This is a genomic window from Rhodopseudomonas parapalustris, from assembly GCF_053772255.1.
On the sequence record NZ_JAMKBZ010000004.1, the window covers coordinates 148,901 to 169,220 of the forward strand.

General features: G+C 63.7%; 21 protein-coding genes. 1 reads left to right on the plus strand and 20 read right to left on the minus strand.

The features are described 5' to 3' along the window. Position 1 precedes the first annotated feature (1 nt). From nifX to M9H71_RS05670, 19 genes are all read right to left on the minus strand, one after another. Positions 2-400: a nitrogen fixation protein NifX gene (nifX, locus tag M9H71_RS05580; RefSeq protein ID WP_013504431.1), complete on the minus strand. Its 399-nt coding sequence runs from the start codon at positions 398-400 to the stop codon at positions 2-4. Positions 401-455: 55 nt separating this feature from the next. Then, on the minus strand, positions 456-1,829 hold the full coding sequence (gene nifN, locus M9H71_RS05585) for a nitrogenase iron-molybdenum cofactor biosynthesis protein NifN (RefSeq protein WP_455404084.1): 1,374 nt from the start codon (positions 1,827-1,829) through the stop codon (positions 456-458). Positions 1,830-1,839: 10 nt separating this feature from the next. Continuing rightward, entirely contained in the window at positions 1,840-3,303 is a 1,464-nt protein-coding gene (nifE, locus tag M9H71_RS05590; RefSeq protein ID WP_455404085.1) for a nitrogenase iron-molybdenum cofactor biosynthesis protein NifE, read from the minus strand. Positions 3,304-3,342: 39 nt separating this feature from the next. After that, positions 3,343-4,902, minus strand: coding sequence for a nitrogenase molybdenum-iron protein subunit beta (gene nifK, locus M9H71_RS05595; protein WP_455404086.1), 1,560 nt, complete (start codon positions 4,900-4,902; stop codon positions 3,343-3,345). 73 nt (positions 4,903-4,975) lie between these two features. After that, positions 4,976-6,439, minus strand: coding sequence for a nitrogenase molybdenum-iron protein alpha chain (gene nifD / locus M9H71_RS05600; RefSeq protein ID WP_455404087.1), 1,464 nt, complete (start codon positions 6,437-6,439; stop codon positions 4,976-4,978). Between the two features lie 71 nt (positions 6,440-6,510). Further along, the gene (gene nifH / locus M9H71_RS05605; protein WP_011160152.1) at positions 6,511-7,407 is read right to left on the minus strand and encodes a nitrogenase iron protein; all 897 of its coding nucleotides are present in this window, start codon (positions 7,405-7,407) and stop codon (positions 6,511-6,513) included. Between the two features lie 614 nt (positions 7,408-8,021). Then, complete coding sequence (locus M9H71_RS05610) at positions 8,022-8,924, minus strand: SIR2 family protein (RefSeq protein WP_455404088.1); 903 nt, start codon at positions 8,922-8,924, stop codon at positions 8,022-8,024. Positions 8,925-8,940: 16 nt separating this feature from the next. Continuing rightward, the gene (locus M9H71_RS05615; RefSeq protein WP_455404089.1) at positions 8,941-9,219 is read right to left on the minus strand and encodes a hypothetical protein; all 279 of its coding nucleotides are present in this window, start codon (positions 9,217-9,219) and stop codon (positions 8,941-8,943) included. Between the two features lie 2 nt (positions 9,220-9,221). Further along, positions 9,222-9,422, minus strand: coding sequence for a putative nitrogen fixation protein NifT (nifT, locus tag M9H71_RS05620; RefSeq protein WP_455404090.1), 201 nt, complete (start codon positions 9,420-9,422; stop codon positions 9,222-9,224). 37 nt (positions 9,423-9,459) lie between these two features. Beyond that, on the minus strand, positions 9,460-9,693 hold the full coding sequence (locus M9H71_RS05625) for a nitrogen fixation protein NifZ (protein WP_455404091.1): 234 nt from the start codon (positions 9,691-9,693) through the stop codon (positions 9,460-9,462). After that, positions 9,693-9,992 carry a nitrogen fixation protein NifZ gene (locus tag M9H71_RS05630; RefSeq protein ID WP_164603232.1) on the minus strand — a complete coding sequence of 100 codons (300 nt, stop codon included), beginning with the start codon at positions 9,990-9,992 and terminating at the stop codon, positions 9,693-9,695. The genes M9H71_RS05625 and M9H71_RS05630 overlap by 1 nt, the downstream gene beginning before the upstream one ends. Next, on the minus strand, positions 9,989-10,774 hold the full coding sequence (locus tag M9H71_RS05635) for a 4Fe4S-binding leucine-rich repeat protein (protein ID WP_455404092.1): 786 nt from the start codon (positions 10,772-10,774) through the stop codon (positions 9,989-9,991). The genes M9H71_RS05630 and M9H71_RS05635 overlap by 4 nt, the downstream gene beginning before the upstream one ends. Continuing rightward, positions 10,764-11,303, minus strand: coding sequence for a tetratricopeptide repeat protein (locus M9H71_RS05640; protein WP_164603228.1), 540 nt, complete (start codon positions 11,301-11,303; stop codon positions 10,764-10,766). The genes M9H71_RS05635 and M9H71_RS05640 overlap by 11 nt, the downstream gene beginning before the upstream one ends. 3 nt (positions 11,304-11,306) lie before the next feature. Further along, positions 11,307-11,663, minus strand: a complete 357-nt coding sequence (locus M9H71_RS05645; protein WP_455404093.1) for a HesB/IscA family protein — start codon at positions 11,661-11,663, stop codon at positions 11,307-11,309. Between the two features lie 10 nt (positions 11,664-11,673). After that, positions 11,674-11,895 (minus strand): 4Fe-4S binding protein, encoded by a 222-nt coding sequence (locus M9H71_RS05650; protein ID WP_230762526.1) that lies wholly within the window; start codon positions 11,893-11,895, stop codon positions 11,674-11,676. A gap of 24 nt (positions 11,896-11,919) precedes the next feature. Next, positions 11,920-13,476 (minus strand): nitrogenase cofactor biosynthesis protein NifB, encoded by a 1,557-nt coding sequence (gene nifB, locus M9H71_RS05655; protein ID WP_455404094.1) that lies wholly within the window; start codon positions 13,474-13,476, stop codon positions 11,920-11,922. A 158-nt stretch (positions 13,477-13,634) separates the two neighbouring features. Continuing rightward, a complete protein-coding gene (locus M9H71_RS05660) occupies positions 13,635-13,829 on the minus strand; it encodes a 4Fe-4S binding protein (protein ID WP_011160163.1) in 195 nt (64 codons plus the stop codon). 268 nt (positions 13,830-14,097) lie between these two features. After that, positions 14,098-15,852, minus strand: coding sequence for a nif-specific transcriptional activator NifA (nifA, locus tag M9H71_RS05665; protein WP_455404095.1), 1,755 nt, complete (start codon positions 15,850-15,852; stop codon positions 14,098-14,100). 311 nt (positions 15,853-16,163) lie between these two features. Next, positions 16,164-16,985 carry an SDR family NAD(P)-dependent oxidoreductase gene (locus tag M9H71_RS05670; RefSeq protein WP_455404202.1) on the minus strand — a complete coding sequence of 274 codons (822 nt, stop codon included), beginning with the start codon at positions 16,983-16,985 and terminating at the stop codon, positions 16,164-16,166. Positions 16,986-17,320: 335 nt separating this feature from the next. Between M9H71_RS05670 and M9H71_RS05675 the strand changes: the two genes are divergently transcribed. After that, positions 17,321-18,175: a xanthine dehydrogenase gene (locus tag M9H71_RS05675; RefSeq protein WP_455404096.1), complete on the plus strand. Its 855-nt coding sequence runs from the start codon at positions 17,321-17,323 to the stop codon at positions 18,173-18,175. A 237-nt stretch (positions 18,176-18,412) separates the two neighbouring features. On the opposite strand, the gene feoB is transcribed toward M9H71_RS05675, so the two are convergent. Beyond that, a complete protein-coding gene (gene feoB, locus M9H71_RS05680) occupies positions 18,413-20,293 on the minus strand; it encodes a ferrous iron transporter B (protein WP_455404097.1) in 1,881 nt (626 codons plus the stop codon). Between the last annotated feature and the right edge of the window lie 27 nt (positions 20,294-20,320).

Genomic DNA, 20,320 nt, shown 5'->3' on the forward strand with positions numbered 1-20,320 from the left:
GTCAGGCCTCGTCGGCAAAATCGAACGTGCGCTCTTCACCCTTCATCAGCGCCTTGCGCAGCCACGGCGGCGGCACGCCGCGCAGCACGCCCTGCAGCTTGGTGATCAGGTCGGTGATCAGCTCCGGCTGCGCCAGCTTCAGCGGATGGACCTGGGCGGCGACGACGCGCGCCGCGCCGGAGCCACCGATCGCCGTGCAGTACATGATGGCGCAGTCGCGGATCGCGTCGATCTTGGCGACCAGCTTGTCCTCGTTGCCGTCTTCCTTTTCCTCGGCGAACTGCACCGCTTCGACGAAGCGATAATCGTCGGCGGTGACTTCGTAGATCGCGATGTTCCGGGCCCAGCCGAAATGCGCATCGACGCGCGCAAGATCCTGGGTGGCGAAAGCGACTTTCATGCCGGTTCTCCTGAGTTGTGCATCGGCGCTGTGCTCCGCTCGACTGCCGTCGTTGCTAATGAGCCGTAGCCGGCGCATGGGTCTCGTCCGGACGAACAGAGGCACTCCGCCAGCTGTTCACGTCCGGCTCCTTGATGTTGGCAATGAACAGGTTGCCGATTGCGAAGATCAGATCGCGGGTGCCACGGTAGCCGACGGCAACCTGATGCGCGGCGCCGAGCCGGTCGAACATCGGCAGGCCCATTCGGAACAACGGCACACCCAAGCGCTCCGCGGCTTGGCGGCCGTGCGAATGCGTCACCAAGAGATCGCAATCTTCGGCGCGGCGTTCGAGATCTTCGAGGTCGCCGATCAGCACCTCGTCGCTCGGCACCTGCGCCAGGATCGGCGAGGTGGTGGTGGTGACTGCGGCGCTGACGGTGCAGCCCAGGTCGGCGAGCCAGCCGCCGATATTCAGCAGCATGTCGGGCTCGGCACCGATCGCGACGCTCTTGCCGCCGAAGTAGAAGTGGCCATCGAGCATGGCATCGACGAGCTGGCTGCGCTGGCGACGATATTTCGGCGGGACCGGACGACCGCTGATCTTGGCCAGCGTCGCCATCAGCTCATCGGCGGCGGCGAGCCCAGTGACCCGCGACAGCAACGTGAACGGCACGCCGGCCTTGGCTTCGAGCGCCAGAGCGGCTTTGCGCATCTGAGCGCCGATTGCGAGGGTATGCGCGGCGCTGCCCATCGCCGCGACTTCCGCCACCGAAACACCACCATGCGTCGTCGGGGTGAAGTCGTCCGGCATATGGCCATCGAGCGAGCCGGAGATATCCGGCAGGAATGTCGGCACCAGACCGAACGCCTCGATGATGTCGCGCAGCTCGTCGATGTCACCCGGCGTCAGATGGCTGCCGGCCAGCACATTGAGCTTCGCGACATCCGGCGCGCTGCCTTCCGCCGGCGGCTCGACCAAGGTCTCGACGATCCGCGTCACCGTGGCGGCGAAACCGTCTTCGAACGCGCCTTTGAAATCCGGCGTCGATACCGGCACCAGCGCGACGTTCGCCAGTTCCGGATGATTGGCCCGCACCATCTTGATGTAGCCGTCGAGGTCGTCGCCTTTGATCTCGGTGACGCCGGTGGTGCAGATCCCGATCACATCGGGCTTGGTGCGGCCGACGATGTTGACGATTGCCTGTTCGACGTTTTCGAGACCGCCGAGCACGGTGGCGACCTCGCTCATCGCGGTGGTCTGAAGCGGAATCTGTTCGCGGAAGTGCCGCACGAACAGCACCAAGCCGAATGAGGTGCACCCTTGCGAGCCGTGCAGCAACGGCATGCAGTTACGCAGCCCCATGAAGGCGAGCGCCGAGCCGAGCGGTTGACTCATCCGCAGCGGATTGACGGTGCAGGATTTGGTCGAGGTGACGATCTGTGCCATCGCAGCCTCCTTACGCCACCCGCGCCGAGCGCCCGAAGATCGCGCGCTGGCGATCGTCGGCGGCATTCGCGGCGTCGGCGCGCTGTTCCCAGGTCACTTCGTCCCACGGCGGCGCGCTGCGCACCTGGGCCCAGATCGGATTGGACAGCGACTTGTCGATCTGTCGGACCATCTCGACGATGCCGACATAGCCGCAATATGCGTAGGTGCGCTCCTGGTTGATATCCATCCAGGGCATCCGCGCCTTCAGCGCGACGAATTGCGAACGACCGCCCGACAGCATGATGTCGGCCTGCGCCTCTTTCAGCATCTTGTACATTTCGCGCGGGCGCAGATCGTCGATTTGGTGGACGTCAGGGCTCATCTCTTTGAGCCGCGCCTTGTCTTCCTTGGTCGACTTCTTGACGCTGGTGCCGACGATGGTCAGCCCGGCCTCCTGCAGCGCCGCCACCACCGACCACGACTTCACGCCGCCGGTGATCAGCAGCACCTTCTTTCCTTCAAGCCGCGGGGTGTAAGCCTTGATCGCCGCCCAGGCTTTGGCCTCTTCGCGTGCGATCAGAGCCTCGGTACGGGCCATCAGCTCGTCGGGCGCGCCGCGGGCGATCAGCAGCCGGGCGATCTGGCGCAACGATTCGGAGGTGTCACTGATGCCGTAGAACGAGCCTTCGAAATACGGGATGCCGTAGCGCTCTTCCATCTTGCGCGCCACATTGATCATCGCGGTCGAGCACACCATCATGGCGGCGCGGGCGCGATGCGACTGCGCGACTTCGTGGTAGCGCGCGTCGCCCGACAGGCACGACAGGATGCGGATGCCGAGCTCGTCGAGCAGTGGCTTGACCTGCCACAGCTCGCCCGCGACGTTGTACTCACCAATGATGTTGATGTCGTAGGGGGTCGTGAATTCCGGCTCCTGCGTGCCGATCACGTAATCGAGCATCGCCTCGCCGGCGAGCTTGTTGCCGAGGTTCTTCGGGCCCACAAAACCGGGCGAAATGATCGGGATGCACGGCTTACCGAATTTCTCGGCCGCGACCTTGCACACGGCGACGATGTCGTCGCCCATCATCGCCGGCACGCAGGTCTGATAGACGAACACCGCCGGCGGATCGTACTTCTCGATAATTTCCTTGATCGATCGGAACAGCCGCTTCTCGCCGCCGAAGATCACATCGTTCTCGCCCATGTCGGTGGTGAAGCCGGTGCGGTACAGCTTCGAGCCGGACGACTTGGTACCGCGATTGTCCCAGGACGAGCCTTCGCAGGCGATCGGACCGTGCACCAGGTGGGCGACGTCGACGATCGGCTGCAGCGCGATCTTGGCGCCGTCGAAGGCGCAGCCGCCTGCTGCGCCTCCCGGCTGCAGCGGCTTGCTGCAGCCCTTCTTGCGTTGTTTGTCGGACTTGGCCTGATTGGCCGCACAACCAGGCTCGTTGAAGACGTCTTGGATCTTGTCTGCGAGTCTGGTCATGCGGCTCTCCTGACAGTCAGGTGGTCCGAAGTCTCGGCATCAGCGGATGATGTCGAAACTGATGTCGGTCTTGCCGGAGACGTTGGTCGACTTGTCCATTTCGTCGAAGATCTTGTCGAGGATCTTGACCAGGACGTTCATCGACCCCTGATAGCCCCACACCGGCGAACGATGGTGGTGGTGGCGATCGAACACCGGGAAGCCGAGGCGGATCAGCGGAGTGCCGGTATCGCGCTCGAGATACTTGCCGTAGGTGTTGCCGATCATGAAGTCGACCGGCTGGGTGAACAGCAGCGAGCGCAGGTGCCACAAATCCTTGCCGGCGTAGACCTTGCAGCCGGCGCCGAACGGCGACGAGTCGAGCAGCGCCTGAACCTTGGCTTCCCAGGTCTTGTTGCCGTTGGTCGCCAGGATGTGGACCGGTTCGCCGCCGAGTTCGAGGATGAACTCCGCGAGCCCATAGCACATGTCCGGATCGCCGTAGATCGCGAACTTCTTGCCATGGATGTGCGCCGAGGAGTCGCCGATGGCGTCGACCAGTCGGCCACGCTCCTTGGTCAGCGCTTCCGGGATCGCCTTGCCGGTGATTCGCGACACCGCCTGCAGGAAGCGGTCGGTGCCCGCGATGCCGACCGGGTGATTGAGCGCAACGACTTCCTGGCCGTGATCGGCGATCGTCGCAAGGGTCTTTTCGGTGCAGAATTCCTGCATCGAGATCGTCGCCTTGGCGTGGATGGCGTTGGCGGCCTGCTCCAGCGTGGTGCCGCCGTCGTACATCCGGAATTCGCCGTCGGCCGGGGTGTCCCAGACGTCGCTGTTGTCGCCGAAGATGGTGTAGTCGACACCCATCAGCTCGAAGATCCGCTTGATTTCGCGCAGGTTGCCGACGGTGTAACCGTCGAACCCACCGAAGAAGTTGATCGATTCGTTCGGCTTGCGCTCGAGCTTCTCCGCGGTGCCGGACTTGCCGTCCCAGAAGTGCTCGACGATGCCCTTCATGGTGTTGTCGTAGCCGGTGATGTGGCTGCCGACGAACGCCGGGGTGTGGGCGTAGGTGACGTCGAATTCCTGCGGGACCGAGCCCTTTTCCTTGGCATTCTTGATGAACGCATTGAGGTCGTCACCGATGACCTCGGCCATGCAGGTGGTCGAGACCGCGATCATCTTCGGCTTGTACAGCGCATAAGCGTTGGCCAGGCCGTCGATCATGTTGTTGAGACCGCCGAACACCGCCGCATCTTCGGTCATCGACGAGGAGACGCACGAGGTCGGCTCCTTGAAGTGGCGCGTGAAGTGGCTGCGATAATAGGCGACGCAGCCCTGCGAACCGTGCACGAACGGCAGCGTCTTCTCGAACCCGACCGCAGCGAACACCGCGCCGAGCGGCTGGCACGCCTTGGCCGGGTTGATGACGAGCGCTTCGCGGGCGAAGTTCTTGTCCTGATATTCCTTGGTCTTGGTCCAATCCGCGACACGCGCGACCTCGGCATCGCCAACGTAGTTCTCGAAATTCTTCCGCTTGTTCTCCATCAACTCTTCGTATTGGGGCTCACGGAAGAGTTCGAAGTGATCGCGGATCTTCTCTGCGGTCTCGGTCATGATGGTGTCTTTCCCAAGAATTTGTTGACGCGGCGCTTCCGGCGGCATGCGCCGGAAGCCCGGATGTGAAGTTTCAGCTCCAGGGTGCCTTGGTCAGCTTCCAGACCGGGGCATTAATCGCGATGTCCATGTCGCGGGCGAAGATGCCGAACCCGTCATAGCCGTGATACGGGCCGGAATAGTCCCACGAGTGCATCTGGCGGAACGGAACGCCCATCTTCTGGAAGATGTACTTTTCCTTGACGCCGGAGCCGACCAGGTCGGGCCGCACCTTCTCGACGAACTTCTCGAATTCGTAACCGGTGACGTCGTCGTAGATCAGCGTGCCGTCCTTCACGTAATGGGTGGTGCGCTGATAGTCGTCGTTGTGGGCGAATTCGTAGCCGGTTCCGACCACTTCCATACCGAGATCTTCGTAAGCGCCGATAACGTGACGCGGACGCAGACCGCCGACATACAGCATCACCTTCTTGCCTTCGAGGCGCGGACGATACTTGGCGATCACCGCTTCCATCTGCGGCTTGTACTTGGCGATGGCGCGCTCGGCACCCTCCTTGATCTTGTCGTCGAACTTCGACGCGATCTCGCGCAAGGACGCCTCGATCTTGGTCGGGCCGAAGAAGTTGTATTCCACCCACGGAATCCCGAACTTCTCTTCCATGTGCCGCGTGATGTAGTTCATCGAGCGGTAGCAATGCAGGATGTTCAGCTTCGCCTTCGGGGTGTTCTCCAGCTCGGCGATGGTGCCGTCACCAGACCACTGCGCGATGACTCGGAGGCCCATCTCTTCGAGCAGGATGCGCGAGGCCCAGGCGTCGCCGCCGATATTGTAGTCGCCAATGATCGCGACGTCGTAGGGCGTCGATTCGAACGCCGCGTTCTTCTCGCCGGCCTTGTCGAACACCCAGTCGCGGATCACGTCGTTGGCGATGTGGTGGCCGAGTGACTGCGACACGCCGCGGAAGCCTTCGCAGCGCACCGGGATGATCGGCTTGCCGTCGTACTGCTTCGACTTGGCCTTGGAGACCGCCTCGATGTCGTCGCCGATCAGACCGATTGGGCACTCCGACTGAACCGAGATGCCCTTGCTGAGCGGGAACAGCTCCTGGATCTCGTCGATGATCTTGCCGAGCTTCTTGTCACCGCCGAAAACGATGTCCTTCTCCTGGAAGTCGGAGGTGAACTGCATCGTGCCGAACGTATCGACGCCGGTGGTGCCCTTGTAATAGTTACGGCGCGAGCCCCACGAATACTGGCCGCAGCCGACCGGGCCGTGGCTGATGTGGACCATGTCCTTGATCGGGCCCCACACCACGCCCTTCGAGCCGGCGTAGGCGCAACCGCGGATCGTCATCACGCCCGGGATCGACTTGATGTTGGACTTGACCGAGCACTCCGCCTTTTCGGCGTCGTACGTATTGAGGTGCTTGGCGCGACGCTTGGCCGACTTGTCCGGATAGGCCTCCAGGACTTCGCCGATCAGCTTCTTGTTACGTTCCTTGATGTCCGCGGGGGATTCTGCGACTGCGGTGCTCATCGTTGTTCCTCGTATCTGGGGCCGCCGGGATGGCGGCCGGTCGCGCTAGGCGACCGGCCTGGCTGATGGGATCAGGCGGACGCGGCGGCCGCCTTAGCGGCTTCCTTGGCCTGCAGTTCGGCGAGTGCCTGCTCGTCGGTCTTCATGATGCCGAAGTCGAGCAGCATCTGTTCGAGCTCTTCCATGGTGATCGGGGTCGGGATGGTGCCCTTGCCACCGTTGGCGTGGACCTTCTCGGCGAGCGTCCGATACTCCTTGGCCTGCTGGCTGTCGGGCGCGTACTGGATCACGGTCTGGCGGCGCAGCTCGGCGTGTTGCACGATATTGTCGCGCGGCACGAAGTGGATCAGCTGCGAGTTCAACCGCTTGGCCAGCGCTTCGGCGAGATCGAGCTCGCGGTCGGTCTGGCGCTCGTTGCAGACCAGGCCGCCGAGGCGGACGCCGCCCGACGAGGCGTACTTCAGAATACCCTTGGCGATGTTGTTGGCGGCATACAGCGCCATCATCTCGCCGGACATGACGATGTAGATTTCCTGGGCCTTGTTCTCGCGGATCGGCATCGCGAAGCCGCCGCACACCACGTCGCCGAGCACGTCATAGGAGACGTAGTCGACGTCCTCATAGGCACCGTTCTCTTCGAGGAAGTTGATCGCGGTGATGACGCCGCGGCCGGCGCAACCGACGCCCGGCTCGGGACCACCGGCTTCGGTGCACTTGATGCCCTTGTAGCCGACCTTCATCACGTCTTCGAGTTCGAGGTCTTCCACTGAACCCGCTTCCGCGGCGAGGCTCAGCACCGTGTCCTGCATCTTGGTGTTGAGGATCAGACGGGTGGAGTCCGCCTTGGGGTCGCAGCCGACGATCAGGATCTTCTGACCCATCTCGACCAGCGCCGCGAGGGTGTTCTGCGAGGTGGTGGACTTGCCGATGCCGCCCTTGCCGTAGAATGCGATTTGCCGAAGTGCCATGTTTTCTCTCCGTTGACCTAATGCCGCTTGATCGATTTGCGCCGAAGCGCAGCCTCATTTCGTTCAGAACCGTCGCACGGCTCAGATGCGGACGTTGCCCTTCGCAATGACTGCTCGGCCAACCATCCCTCGCCTTGCTGATCCCTGTTTTGCAACGACCGTGCCAAGACTCGACGGAGACGAAAAGTCGTGTGATTTCGCGGAGATGTAGAATGTCCGGGGAGAATGTACGTAGATGTTTAGAATCCGACATCGCCGGTCAGCGGACGACATCGAGCGGGACCGCTGTTAGAAACAAAACAAACTGATACCGGCCAACGAGCTAAGCGAGACTCTGTCGCAACTCGCGATAACCTTCAGCGCGGCATTGCGAACGACGCGAAGCAATCCAAGCCCGGTGCATGGGACTGCTGCGTTGGGCTTCATGCCATGACAAGAATAGCAAGCGCACGCATCGTCATGCCCGGCCCTGTGCCGGGCACCCACGACTGCGGCAGGGCCTGGAGCAAGAACGTGGATGGCCGGGCCTTCGCCGCCCCGAGGCGGCTTCGGCCGCGCAGGCGGGACGAGCCCGGCCATGATGATCTTTGAGTGTGGGAGAGACGAGGAAACGACTACGCCGTCAGCGGCTGGCCCTGTAGCGCAACGGCCAGTTCGGCGACGAACTTGTCCAGCGGCCAATCGATCCGAGTAATGGCCTGTTCGTCGAGGAAACGCTGCTCGTTGCGAGTTGGCGTGTCCGGCAGCACTGCCCAATGCCGGTCCGACGACCGCTTCATGATCTGACGTGCGAACACGCGGTCGAGCTGAGTGTCGAACCGGCAGCCGAGGAACAGGAAGTTGCGATCCTTGCGCAGCTCCTGCACCGTGAGCGGGATCGGCGTCTGGATGTCGATCTCGGTGAAGACTTCGACAAAGTCACTGTCCGACACCAGGAAGTTCGCGGCGGGCGAGACCGAGCCGATCGGCTGATACAGCAGGGTCGCCCAATCCAGCGCTTCATCGGGAACCGGTGCATACAGCGGCATGTCACCCTCGGCGACGATGCCGGGCGCCGGCCCGGCGATTTCGCTGCCGTCGGGGCGATAGTAATTCACCCAATGGCCGTGATGCTCGCTCTGGCTGACGCCCTGCGCCATCCCCCAGTTCTGGCGACCGGCGAACGCCTTCTGCGGCAGGTCGTCGTACCAGGCATGGACCAGCAGCGGCAGCTCGGGCAACGCGGCGAGCATCCGATGCAGCTCGTTCGGCTGCGGCGATGACCGGAACGCCTCGGCCATCATCGTGGTCAGCGTCTTGCGATGTTTGAAGTTCTCGATGTACTGCGCGGCAGCGGTGAGGTTGTTGCGGGCCTTGTGCGGCACCGTGGTCTTCGCGGTCAGCCGCGCCACCAATTCGGCTGGCGTGGTCGGTACGCTGCTGGTTTCGCCGAGCGCGACCGAAGCCTCTCCCAGATAAGGAATGATCCGTCCGCGCACCAAGCCTGCGGCGATGTCGTCGAGTGCTCGTGCCGGCATAATCGATGTTCCCCTGTCAGATCGCTCTTGCAACCTTGTGATGCACGACCACCAGACCGGTGGCGCGCGCCGCATCGGTGGTGATGGTCCAGCAGTGATTCGATCCGTCGACCAGATAGACGCTGAATCGCGGATAGTCGCGGAACGGCTGCTCCGCATAAATGTCGGACGCATCACATTGCGTCAGCGACAGACCGGGAAGCTCCTGCCGCACCGTCTTCAGCGCACCGGTCTCGGCTGCGTCGCCTCCGAGCAGCGCGTCGAGCCGGGCGATATCGTCGGGCGACAGCGCCACGATCAGAGCTTGCGGGCTTCGACAGTGATCGGCAGCGGCGTGTCCGCAGCCATCACCGGCAATTCGAGCTGCCAGCCATTGGCGAGGGTGACTTTGCCGCCCCACAGCTCCGGGTTCTCCATCTCGACGATCGGCTCTTCGAGATCTTTCTTGGCGACGTAGGCCGAGTGTCCGGCGGCCGTCTTGCGGATCATCACTTTCATCGAGGGTGGTCCTTTGCTTGGCCGCCGCGGCGACGGGTCAGAGTGCGGAGATTTCGTCTTCGAGGCAGCCGATCACCCGGTGTTCGGCGAATTCGACCAGATAGACCGGCCGGTTGGTTTCGGTGTGCAGGCCGACGCGGACGATCTCGCCGGCATCGCCGCTCTTGACCAGCAACGCCTCCTCCGGCTGATCCGGAAAGCTGCCGTCGTTGAACAGGTCGATCTCGGCGCGGACGCGCTGGCCCCATTGGTATCGCGGTTCCGGCGTCATCACATCGCCTCCTGCGCTTCTGTCTGAAAGGCTTCGACCGCGACCAACTCACGGCGCTTCATGCCGACGATGCGGCCCTGCGCCACGAAGTCGACGCCGTAGATGTAGAACTGCTGCAGGAAGGTGCCGATCGAGACGACGTAACCCTCGTCGCCCTTCTTCACCAGCACCTCGCCGATTTCCCTGCCGGGAAAGGTACCGTCGTTGCGAATGTTGAGCCGCGACCGGACTTTCTGGCCGTATTCGAATTCCGGCGGGCCGTCGAGCTCGACGATGTCGCTGTCACGCGCAATGTTCATGGCGAGGGCTCCGTTGCGGGTTTGAGCTGGGCAGGTTCGGTGAAGCCGCTGCGGCTGCGCGTAAGTTCGCGCACCAGTGGATCGGGATCGTCGAGCAGCGGCGCCAGCTCGTAGGCGTCGACCCGGCTGGCGACTTCGTAGCGAACCCGCCAATCGGCATCGCCGAGCATCGCCAGCAGCCGCCCCGGCGTCATCCGCCTGGCCGCTTCGAGCCTCACCTCGCCGTCCTTATCCATCGCGATCTGCGCCAGCCATTCGGGGCCGATCCGCCGCGCCACTTCGCGGCGCACGCCGGGATCGGGATCGAGCACCAAGAGCGGCAGCAAGCCGGGCGAAGCCCGCCGCGCCACGATCTGACGAACGTAATAGTCTTCGTCGCTCGCCATCGGGCGCAGCTCGTCGTCGCTGAGCACCGAGGCGACGCGGATCCGCACCTCGCGATGCGGGTCACTGCGCAAGCCGAGCAGATAACGCTTCGGCAGCCGCCGCGCCGCGCTCCAGCGCACCGTCTCGTCGGGATCCTGCAGCAGCCTCGGCAGCAGGAACACCGTGGCGTAGCCGGCGGCCACCGCGCGTGTCTCGAAATACGGATGGTCGAGATAAGAATCGGCGAGTGCACGGTTCTGCTGGAAAAATCGCTCCAGCCGGCGCGCATAGCGATCCTGGACACACGCCTTCTTCAATTCGCACAGCCCGGCCGACAGCAGCTCGTGATGCGGGCACGACGCGCAATCGACCTCGTTGCCCTGCCAATCGCGGGCTTCGTCAATGTCAGTCGTCATCGTCCTGCCCTATCCGCCGCCACACATCGAGCAGCACGGCAGCACCAACCTTGTCGGTGGGATCGAGCTGCAGCAGCTTCTGGGTCGCGGCATGGCCCTCGTCGAGATCGCCGAGCCGCATCCGCAAATAGGCGTAGGCCTTCAGCGTGAACAGATAGAACCGCGGCAGCACCGCCGAATAGCTGGAGAACTCGGCGTCGCCGCGCCGCACCTTGCGCCAGTCGGAAGCGAGGCCGTTGTCGCGCGCGGCCTTGTGCAGGCAGGCCTGCGCCACCTCCAGTGCCTCACCGAGCCGGCCCTTGTAGAAATAGAAGCGATACAACCCGATCAGGACAGCCGCATGGTCGGGCGCCAGGAGATGAGCCTCCCGCAAATGCTGTTCGGCGATCGCCTCGCTCTGATAGTCGCGGCCCGCCAGTTCGAGATGCCGATGCGCCTCCGTCGGCAGGCCGGCGCCGAGCAGCGCTCCGGCCAACAGCGATTGTTCGGGGCCCGACATCGTCAATTCGCTGTGCATCAGCTTGGGCATGGCTCACAGCTCCCGCAACTGGTGCAGACCGCCGGCCGCCTTGGGAGCGCCGTCGCTCGCGCACTGGCAATTCGACGCTTTCGGATCGTGGAACAGAAATCCGCTCGAGGTCGGCGTCTCCATGAAATCGATCACCACGCCTTCGAGCAGCTTCATGCTCGGCTCCGGCACGAACAGCTTGTAGTCACCGCGATCGATCACCGCGTCGCCGGTGTGCGGCGCGCCGGCGATGTCGAACTGGGCCGACAGGCCGGAGCAGCCGCCGGCGCTGACCACCAGGCGGAAGCCGCCTGTGCCGCCGCTGAACCGCAGCATGCGGCGGATGAATTTTTCGGCCGAAGGGGTGAAGCTCATGTCCATCGGAGTCGCCTCAAGCTGCCTGGTAGCGCGGGACGGTCGGATCGATCACGCAGGTGCCGTCGACCGGGCACACTGCGACGCATTGCGGTTCGTCGTAATGACCAATGCACTCGGAGCATTTCGACGGGTCGATCGCGAAAGTGCCGGCCTTCTCGAAGATCGCGACGTTCGGACACTGCGGCTCGCAGGCCGAACATCCGGTGCATTGCGATGCGACGATCTTGTAGGCCATGGCGAGTCGCCTTTCCGCTGAACCCTAAGCCTCGGTGAACGCACCCTGCCGGATCGTGGCATCGCCACGGGCGACGTGACGGATCTCCGACTTGCCGACGCGCTCCAGGTACTCCTTGAAGTACGCAATCACCGACTGCTCGATGTATTCGAACGCATAGGTTTCGACCGCTTCGATTCCGGCGCCGGAGAGCGAGTCCTTCGGACACATCCCGATCTTGGCGACCAGGACCGCGGTGCAGTCGTTCAGCGCTTTCAGGATCGGCTCGATGCCGGTCTCGCTGGCGTAGCCGCCCTCGCAGTACAGATCGACGCGACGGTGGCCGACGAATTTCGCCCCGGCAGTCGAGACCTCGTAGATCTGGAACTCATGGGCGTGGCCGAAATGCTCGTTGATGACGCCGCCCCCCTTGGTGGCGATCGCGACCTGGATCTTGATGGTCGCCGTCTCGCCTTCGAGCTTGTCCAGTTCGCGCTGCTTGGCGACCGCGATCGCGTCACGCTCGGCCTCGACCTTCGCCTGATAGGCCTGCCGCGCGGCGAGGTCGTATTCGACATCCATCGCCATCACCTTTTCGGTGGTGAACTCGGCGCTGCGGTCCTCGCCGAGCAGCCCGACCGCGTCGGCGCGGCACTGCCGGCAGTGCCGCATCATGTTCATTTCGCCTTCGCAGGCATCCTGCAGCGCCTTCAGCTCCTGCGCGGTCGGGCCGCGCTGGCCCGACAGACCGAACGCGGTGCCGTGCTCGGCCTCGGAGATCAGCGGCATGATGTTGTGCAGGAAGGCGCCGCGCGACTTCACCGCCTTGTTGACCTCGATCAGGTGCTGATCGTTGATGCCCGGGATCATCACCGAGTTGACCTTCACCAGGATGCCGCGCGCGACCAGCATTTCCAGGCCGAGCAACTGCCGCCCACCGAGGATCTTCGAAGCTTCGACACCGGTGTAGCGGCGGTGATTGTAGAAAATCCAAGGATAGATCTTCGCACCGACCTCGGGATCGACCATGTTGATGGTGATGGTGACGTGATCGACTTTCATGGCGGCGATCTGATCGACGTAGTCGGGCAGCATCAGGCCGTTGGTTGACAGGCACAGCTTGATGTCTGGCGCCGTCTCGGTGACCAGTTCGAAGGTCTTGAAGGTCTTGGCCGGATTGGCGAGCGCGTCGCCAGGGCCGGCGATGCCGAGCACCGTCATCTGCGGGATGGTCGAGGCGACCGCGACGACTTTTCGCGCGGCCTGCTCCGGGGTCAGCTTCTCGCTGACCACACCCGGACGGGACTCGTTGGCGCAATCGTATTTGCGATTGCAGTAATTGCACTGGATGTTGCACGCGGGCGCGACCGCGACGTGCATGCGAGCGAAGTGATGATGTGCCTGCTCGCTGTAGCAGGGATGGTTCTTCACCTTCTCCCAGATTTCCGGCGGCAGATCGCTGGGGCCTGCGGCCGAGCCGCAACCGGTCTTGCCGGCGCCGCCCTTGCTGCTGCATCCCGATTGCGCCGCGCTGTTGCGCATCTGTTCGAACGACGTCGTTCCCAGGGCGCTGAAATCATGCAGTTGCAGCAGCTTGCTCATATCCGGGCCTCGTTCGATCGCCGCACGACAGGCGGCTTGTCGGTGGGTGATGGTGCTGCAACCGAGCCGGCGACGATCGAAGGCGATCCGCGGGCGCGGCGATCCGTTGAAGACGGCGTCCGACGGTCAAGGCGTCGGCCGTCTTGCAAGATCACACGTCAGGCCGGCACGCAGGTGTTGTCGACCGGGCAGACCGAGACGCACTGCGGTTTGTCGAACTGACCTTCGCACTCGGTGCACTTGGTCGCGTCGATCACATAGGTGCCGCGCTTCATGCTGATCGCGGCGTTCGGGCATTCGAATTCACACGCACCGCAGACGGTGCACTGGGAGGTAACAATCTTGTAGGCCATGGTCGGCTCCTGGTTCGCAGAGTGCTGCTGACCACTTGTCTTTCAAGCCGCGTGCCAGTTGCCTGATGCTTGATTTTCAACGGTTATTTGACGCCGCACAGGACGTCGCAGGTGTAAGGGGCCCGACACTTGTCGCAAGTCTGACAGGCCGGTGAGGGCGCGTAGGTCGTGGCCGACGGCTCGCATCTTGGCGATGGCGCAAGCAAAAACGGCGCGGCGCGCGACCGCTCAATTGCGTCGCGCGCCGCGCCGATAGCTCGTCGGCAGATCAGAAGTGCTTGAGTTCGATGTTGTGCTTCTTCAGCGCATAGCCGATCTGGCGCGGCGTCAGGCCGAGGATCCGAGCGGCCTTCGCCTGCACCCAGCCGGAACGCTCCATCGCGTTGATCAGCCGCTCGCGTTCCGACATCTGCGACTCGTCCGTCGGCAGATCGGGACGGATCGGAGTCGGTGCGACATCGAGCGCCGACGAAGCGGGCTCGCGCGGATGCACGATCTCGACCGGCGCCTTGCGCGGCAGCACCTGCAGCGGGATCTCCGGTCGGGGGCGCTCCGGCGCCGGCTCGGCGTGGCCCTTCCATAGAATCGCCGACAGGCACTCGTCCTGGTGACAGGCGAAATCGCTGTCGCGAATTTCCGGCCCCATCGCCAAGGTGGCGGTCCGGCGCACGCAGTTCTCCAGCTCGCGGACGTTGCCGGGGAACGAGCAGGCCTTCAGCAGATCTAGCGCGTGCGGCTCGAACGCCAGCTCGCGACCGTTCTCCTTGTTGAAGTTCTTCAAGAACTCGGTCGCCAGCAGCGGAATGTCGGACGGCCGGTCGCGTAGCGGCGGCAGGATCATCGGCACCACGTTGATGCGATAATACAGGTCGGCACGGAACTCCTTGCGCGCCACGGCCTCTTCCAGGTTGCGGTTGGTCGCGGCGACGATCCGGACGTTGACCTTGATCGTCTGGTTGCCGCCGACCCGCTCGAACTCCTGCTCCTGCAACACGCGCAGCAGCTTGGCCTGGAACGAGGCGGAAATCTCGCCGATCTCGTCGAGGAACAGCGTTCCCTTGTCGGCCAGCTCGAAGCGGCCCTTGCGCGACGCGATCGCGCCGGTGAACGCACCTTTCTCGTGGCCGAACAGTTCGGATTCCAGCACCGATTCCGGCAACGCCGCACAGTTGATCTTGATGAACGGGCCGTTGGCGCGGGACGACAATTCGTGGATCGCCTTGGCGATCAGCTCCTTGCCGGTGCCGGATTCGCCGCGCAGCAGCACTGGCGACTGGGATTTGGCGATGATGCTGACCTTGGCCAGCAGCTTACGGATCGCCGGGCTCTCGCCGACGATGCCGTCGACCTTGACCCGCTTGCGCTCGCGTTCCGGCTTCAGCTCGGACAGTTCCTTCTGCAGCCGATGGCTCTCCGCCATCAGCCGTTCGCGGTCACGGGCGACCACGCGGTGCAGCTTCACGGTCTGGCCGATCAGGTTGGCCACCATGGTGAGGAAGCGCACATCGGCGTCCATCCGGAAATGCGAGCGACCGTCGCGAACGCGGTCGATGCTCAGCGTGCCCACGACCCGCGAGTCGATTCGGATCGGCACGCCGATGAACGACACCCGGACTTCGTCCGTGGCGCCGAGCGCCACCGCGTCGGCGGCGGTGAACATCGGATGGCTGGAGACGTTGTCGGCGACCAGCGGAACCGCGGTGGCGACGATCTGGTCGATCGCCTTCTGCGGCAGGCGGGCGCGATAGCGGTTATCGCTGCCCTCGTTCCAGCCGACGCCGACGGTAATGTCCGGCACACTGTCATCGGCCAGCAGCGACACCACACCGTTCCGCATCTGCAGGAACGATTGCAACAGGTTGACCACATTGGCGAGGGTGATCTCCAGCCTCGCCGGTGAGGTGAGGATTTTCGAGATCTCAAAAATGCCGGTGAGCGCGATGTCACTCAGCGGTATCGGGGGATGGGTCATCGACGGCGACGGGTACTCGTTTTCGACAAGGCGGATTTCGCGCTGAGCCATAGCTGGTCTCCATCGCCCCCGAGCCTTCCCCCGTCAGATCCGGAGCGTTGCGAGATTGTGGATGAATTCCAACCAGATGTCGTGCTCATCTTGGCTGCATCGCTGCGGAAGTTATGGCTAGCCCTGCTTAGTTCGTTACCACGAGCAAAACTGCTGATAATCAACCGATTACTACTCTACCACCAGCCTGACACCAGAATCGCATTGATGCAGCGCAAAACTGATCGACCAAAAGATCAGCAACAAGCAGGCGACCGGTGTGACTGCCAATCAGTCGCGAACTAAGTTCGAATTATTTACCGAACCTCCGGTCAGACGTGCTGACCGCCATTGATGTGTATTTCTTCGCCAGTGACATAACTGGCCGCCTCGGAGCACAAGAAGAACATCACTTTGGCGACTTCGTCCGGTGTCCCGATACGTCGCATCGGAATCGTCGGCGCCAGCATCGCCTCAGTCTCCGGCGACAGGATATCAGTCTTGATCTCGCCGGGCGCGATTGCGTTCACCCGGATACCGTAGGGCGCATAGTCGTGTGCCATCTCCCGGGTCAGACAGGTCAGCGCCGCCTTCGAGGTGGCGTAGGCACTGCCCGCGAACGGATGGACCCGCGAACCGACGATCGAGGTGACGTTGACGATCGAGCCTTGCCCCGCACGCAGTTCGTCGAACAATCCCTGTGCCATCATCACCGGCGCGAGCAGATTGACGTGGAACACGCTCATCCAAGTCGCGACCGGCGTGTTCAGCGACGTCAACCGCTCGCCTTCTGCGCTCTTGGGCGAAATCGCCGCGTTGTTGATCAGCGCATGCAGCGGCCCGCCGCCGAGCTTTTCCTTGAGCTCGTCGATCGCCCGCGGCACCGCGCGATGATCGGCGAGCTCGACAGCGACATGGTTCTCGAGGCCGGTCGCCCACGGGCAGCGGTCGTCGGCGAACGGCTGCCGGGAGCAGGTAATGATCCGCCAACCGGCATCCGAGAACAGCTTGCCTGTAGCATGCCCGATGCCACGCGACGCGCCGGTCAGCACCAACGTCTTCTGCTTGCCGGTGCGCGCCTCGCGCTGGTCATTGTGAAACGGACAGGCGCCCCCAGCGGCCGACGGCATCCCTGCCGGTATGCCGGGTGGCATTTCGGCCGGACGGGTTTGCTGCGGTGTCGATGTCGGTGCGGGGTCGAGCCGCTCGGCGTGCAGGGGTTCAGAATGCACGGCACGGTCTCCATCGGTTTTCATTGCCTGCGAACTTGCACGAACCGGGCCAAGCGACTTTCGTCGGATTCAGGCCGCCAAACCGGCCGTTGTTGCCAAAGGATGTCATCAGAGCGACACCAGCCCGGCGTCGCAGACGACACAACGTCCGCTTTCCGACATCAAAATCGATATCAAAATACCACCAACAATCACCTGCGGGTCTGGTCCGGCTCTTGCTTAAGGCTGAGTCAGACACTGAACACAGCGTGGTGATAATGACTCAGCCTCACCAACTCAGCCCCGGCGGCTTCGCGGTCGTGCTCGGGACCAATGAGATCGCTTCGGCCGTTGCCGTTCATCTGCATGGCGCCGGCTGCTGTGTGGTGATGTCCCACGATCCGTTCCCGCCGGTGATCCGCCGTAAGATGTCATTTCACGATGCGCTGTACGGCGACGAAGTGATGGTCGAGGGTGTGCGCGGCACCCGCGTCGACGAAGGCACCGAGATTTTCAAGGCGTTGAGGCGGTCCGGCAGCGTGCTGGTGACATGGCTCGCGCTGCCCGACCTGCTGCCGATCGGCACGATCGACATTCTAGTCGACGCCCGGATGCAGAAGCATCGCGTCACCCCGGACCTGCGGCGGCTGGCGCGCGTCAGCGTCGGGCTCGGCCCGGGCTTTTCAACGTCGGCGAATTGCGATGTCGCGATCGAAACCCGTCCCGGCCGCAGCGGTCTGATCGTCGGCGACGGCTGGACCGACGCGGCCGACGGAGTTGCCAGCCCGCTTGGAGGCGTCGGCGCCGAACGCTTTAAGTATTCGCAGGCTAGCGGACGATGGCGGACCGCGGTCGAGATCGGCAGCCGGGTGTTCAGCGGCTTTCCGGTCGGCCACCTCGGCGGCGTTCCGGTGCGCGCGCCGTGCGACGGCATCCTGCGCGGTGTGGTCCGAGACGGCCAGGACGTTCCGCAAGGCGTCAAGCTGATGGAAGTCGACTCCCGCGGTCGGCATGCGCAATGGACCGGGATCGACGATCGCGGCCGCGGCATTGCCAAGGCAGTGCTGCGGGCGGTGCAGCCGCAGGCGGAGATCCGCCCCAGCTACGCGATCCAGCCGCTCGCTGCGTTCTGAACCGGCGACGACCGGGCGCTGGCCATCGCAAAGGTGGCCTTTTCGCACATGGATTGAAGAATCCTCCTTGAAGAGCCCGACGAAGCCGGGCGTCTCGAAGAATGAGAGATGCAAGTCTCGCGAGCCATGCATTGACACGCATGGCTCGAGACGGCGCTACGCGCCTCGTCGCCATAGGCTCTGCCTGTGGTGAGCGATCCAGAACGAATGACTGAACTTCGTTGATCTCTGCCGGCCTTAGCCGGCGCCGAACGCCACGGCGACGTTGTAGGTGAGCAGGCTGGCGATATAGGCGAGCACGAACATGTAGATGAAGGTGACGCCCATCCAGCGCCAGCCTCCGGTCTCGCGCTTGATCACCGCGAGCGTCGAGGCGCATTGCGGCGCGAACACGAACCAGGCCAGCAGCGACAGCGCGGTCGCCAGGCTCCATTTCGAGGCCAGCACCTGGCCGATCTGCTCTGCCGCTTCCTTGCCGCCTTCGATCGCATAGACGGTGCCGAGCGCCGCGACCGCGACTTCGCGCGCCGCCATGCCGGGGATCAGCGCTACCGCGATCTGCCAGTTGAAGCCGAGCGGCGCCAGCACCGGCTCGATCGCGTGACCGATGATCGACGCCAGACTGAAATCGATCGCCGGTTCGGTCGCCCCGGCCGGCGGTCGCGGGAACGAGGCCAGGAACCAGATCAGCACCATCATCGAAAAGATCGTGGTGCCGGCGCGCTGCAGGAACATCTTGGCGCGGATGTAGACGCCAATGGCGACGCTCTTCAGCCGCGGCAGCTTGTAGTCGGGCAGCTCGAGCATGAACGGCGCCGGCTCGTAGTCGCGCCACATGAAGAACTTGACCAGCGCCGAAACCGTCAGCGCGCTGACGATTCCCGCGGTGTAGAGGCCGAACATCACCAGCCCCTGCAGATTGATCCAGCCGAACACCTCCTTGGCCGGCACGAAGGCCGAGATGATCAGCGTATAGACCGGGATTCGCGCCGAGCAGGTCATCAGCGGCGCGATCAGGATCGTGGTGAGGCGGTCTCGGCGGTTGTCGATCACCCGTGTCGCCATGATGCCGGGGATGGCGCAGGCGAAACTCGACAGCAGGGGAATAAAGGCGCGGCCATGCAGCCCGGCGCCGCCCATGATGCGGTCCATCAGGAACGCGGCACGGGCCATGTAGCCGAAATCTTCCAGCAGCAGGATGAAAAGGAAGATGATCATGATCTGCGGCAGGAACACGATGACGCTGCCGACGCCGGAGATCACGCCGTTCTGAAGGAAGCTCTGCAGCAGACCGTCCGGCAGGCTGGCGCGCACGAACTCGCCGAGCGCTTCGAAGCCGCCGGCGATCAGCTCCATGATCGGCTGCGCCCAGGAGAACACCGCCTGGAACATCACGAACAGGATCAGGACCAGGATCAGCAGGCCGGCCACGGGATGCAGCACCACCCGGTCGACCTGTGCGGTCAGGGTGTGGGGCCGCGCCGGCAGGCTGACGCAATCGGCGATAATGCGGTCGGCCTCGCGCTGTAGCGCGCGCAGCTCGCTGGTGCTCAGCGGACGCCAATTGTCTCCGGTGGAGGGCGCTGGCGCCTGGGCAGCGAATTCATCGGTCCGCCTCAACAGCTCCGCGGTGCCGCCCTTGCGGACCGCGATCGACGTGACCACCGGAATCCCGAGCTGCGCCGACAGTTTCTCGACATCGACGGTGACGCCGCGGCGCATCGCAATGTCGTACATATTGAGCACGAGCATCAGCGGCCGGCCGGTGGCCTTCAATTCCAGCATCAGCCGGAAGGTCAGCCGCAGATTGGTGGAGTCGGCGACGCACAGCACCAGATCCGGCACCGGCTCGCCCGACTTGCGGCCGAGCACGACGTCGCGGGTGATCTCCTCGTCGGGGCTGCGGCCACGCAACGAATAGGTTCCGGGCAGATCGACCAGACTGACGCCGCGACCGCTTGGCGTGGTGAACAGGCCGGTCTTGCGTTCGACGGTCACACCCGGGTAGTTCGCCACCTTTTGGCGACTGCCCGTCAGAGCGTTGAACAGCGAGGTTTTGCCGCTATTGGGCGTTCCAACCAGAGCGAGGTTGAACGGATGGGATTCGACCGAACTCATCGCGCAATCGCCAAATCAAGAAACTGC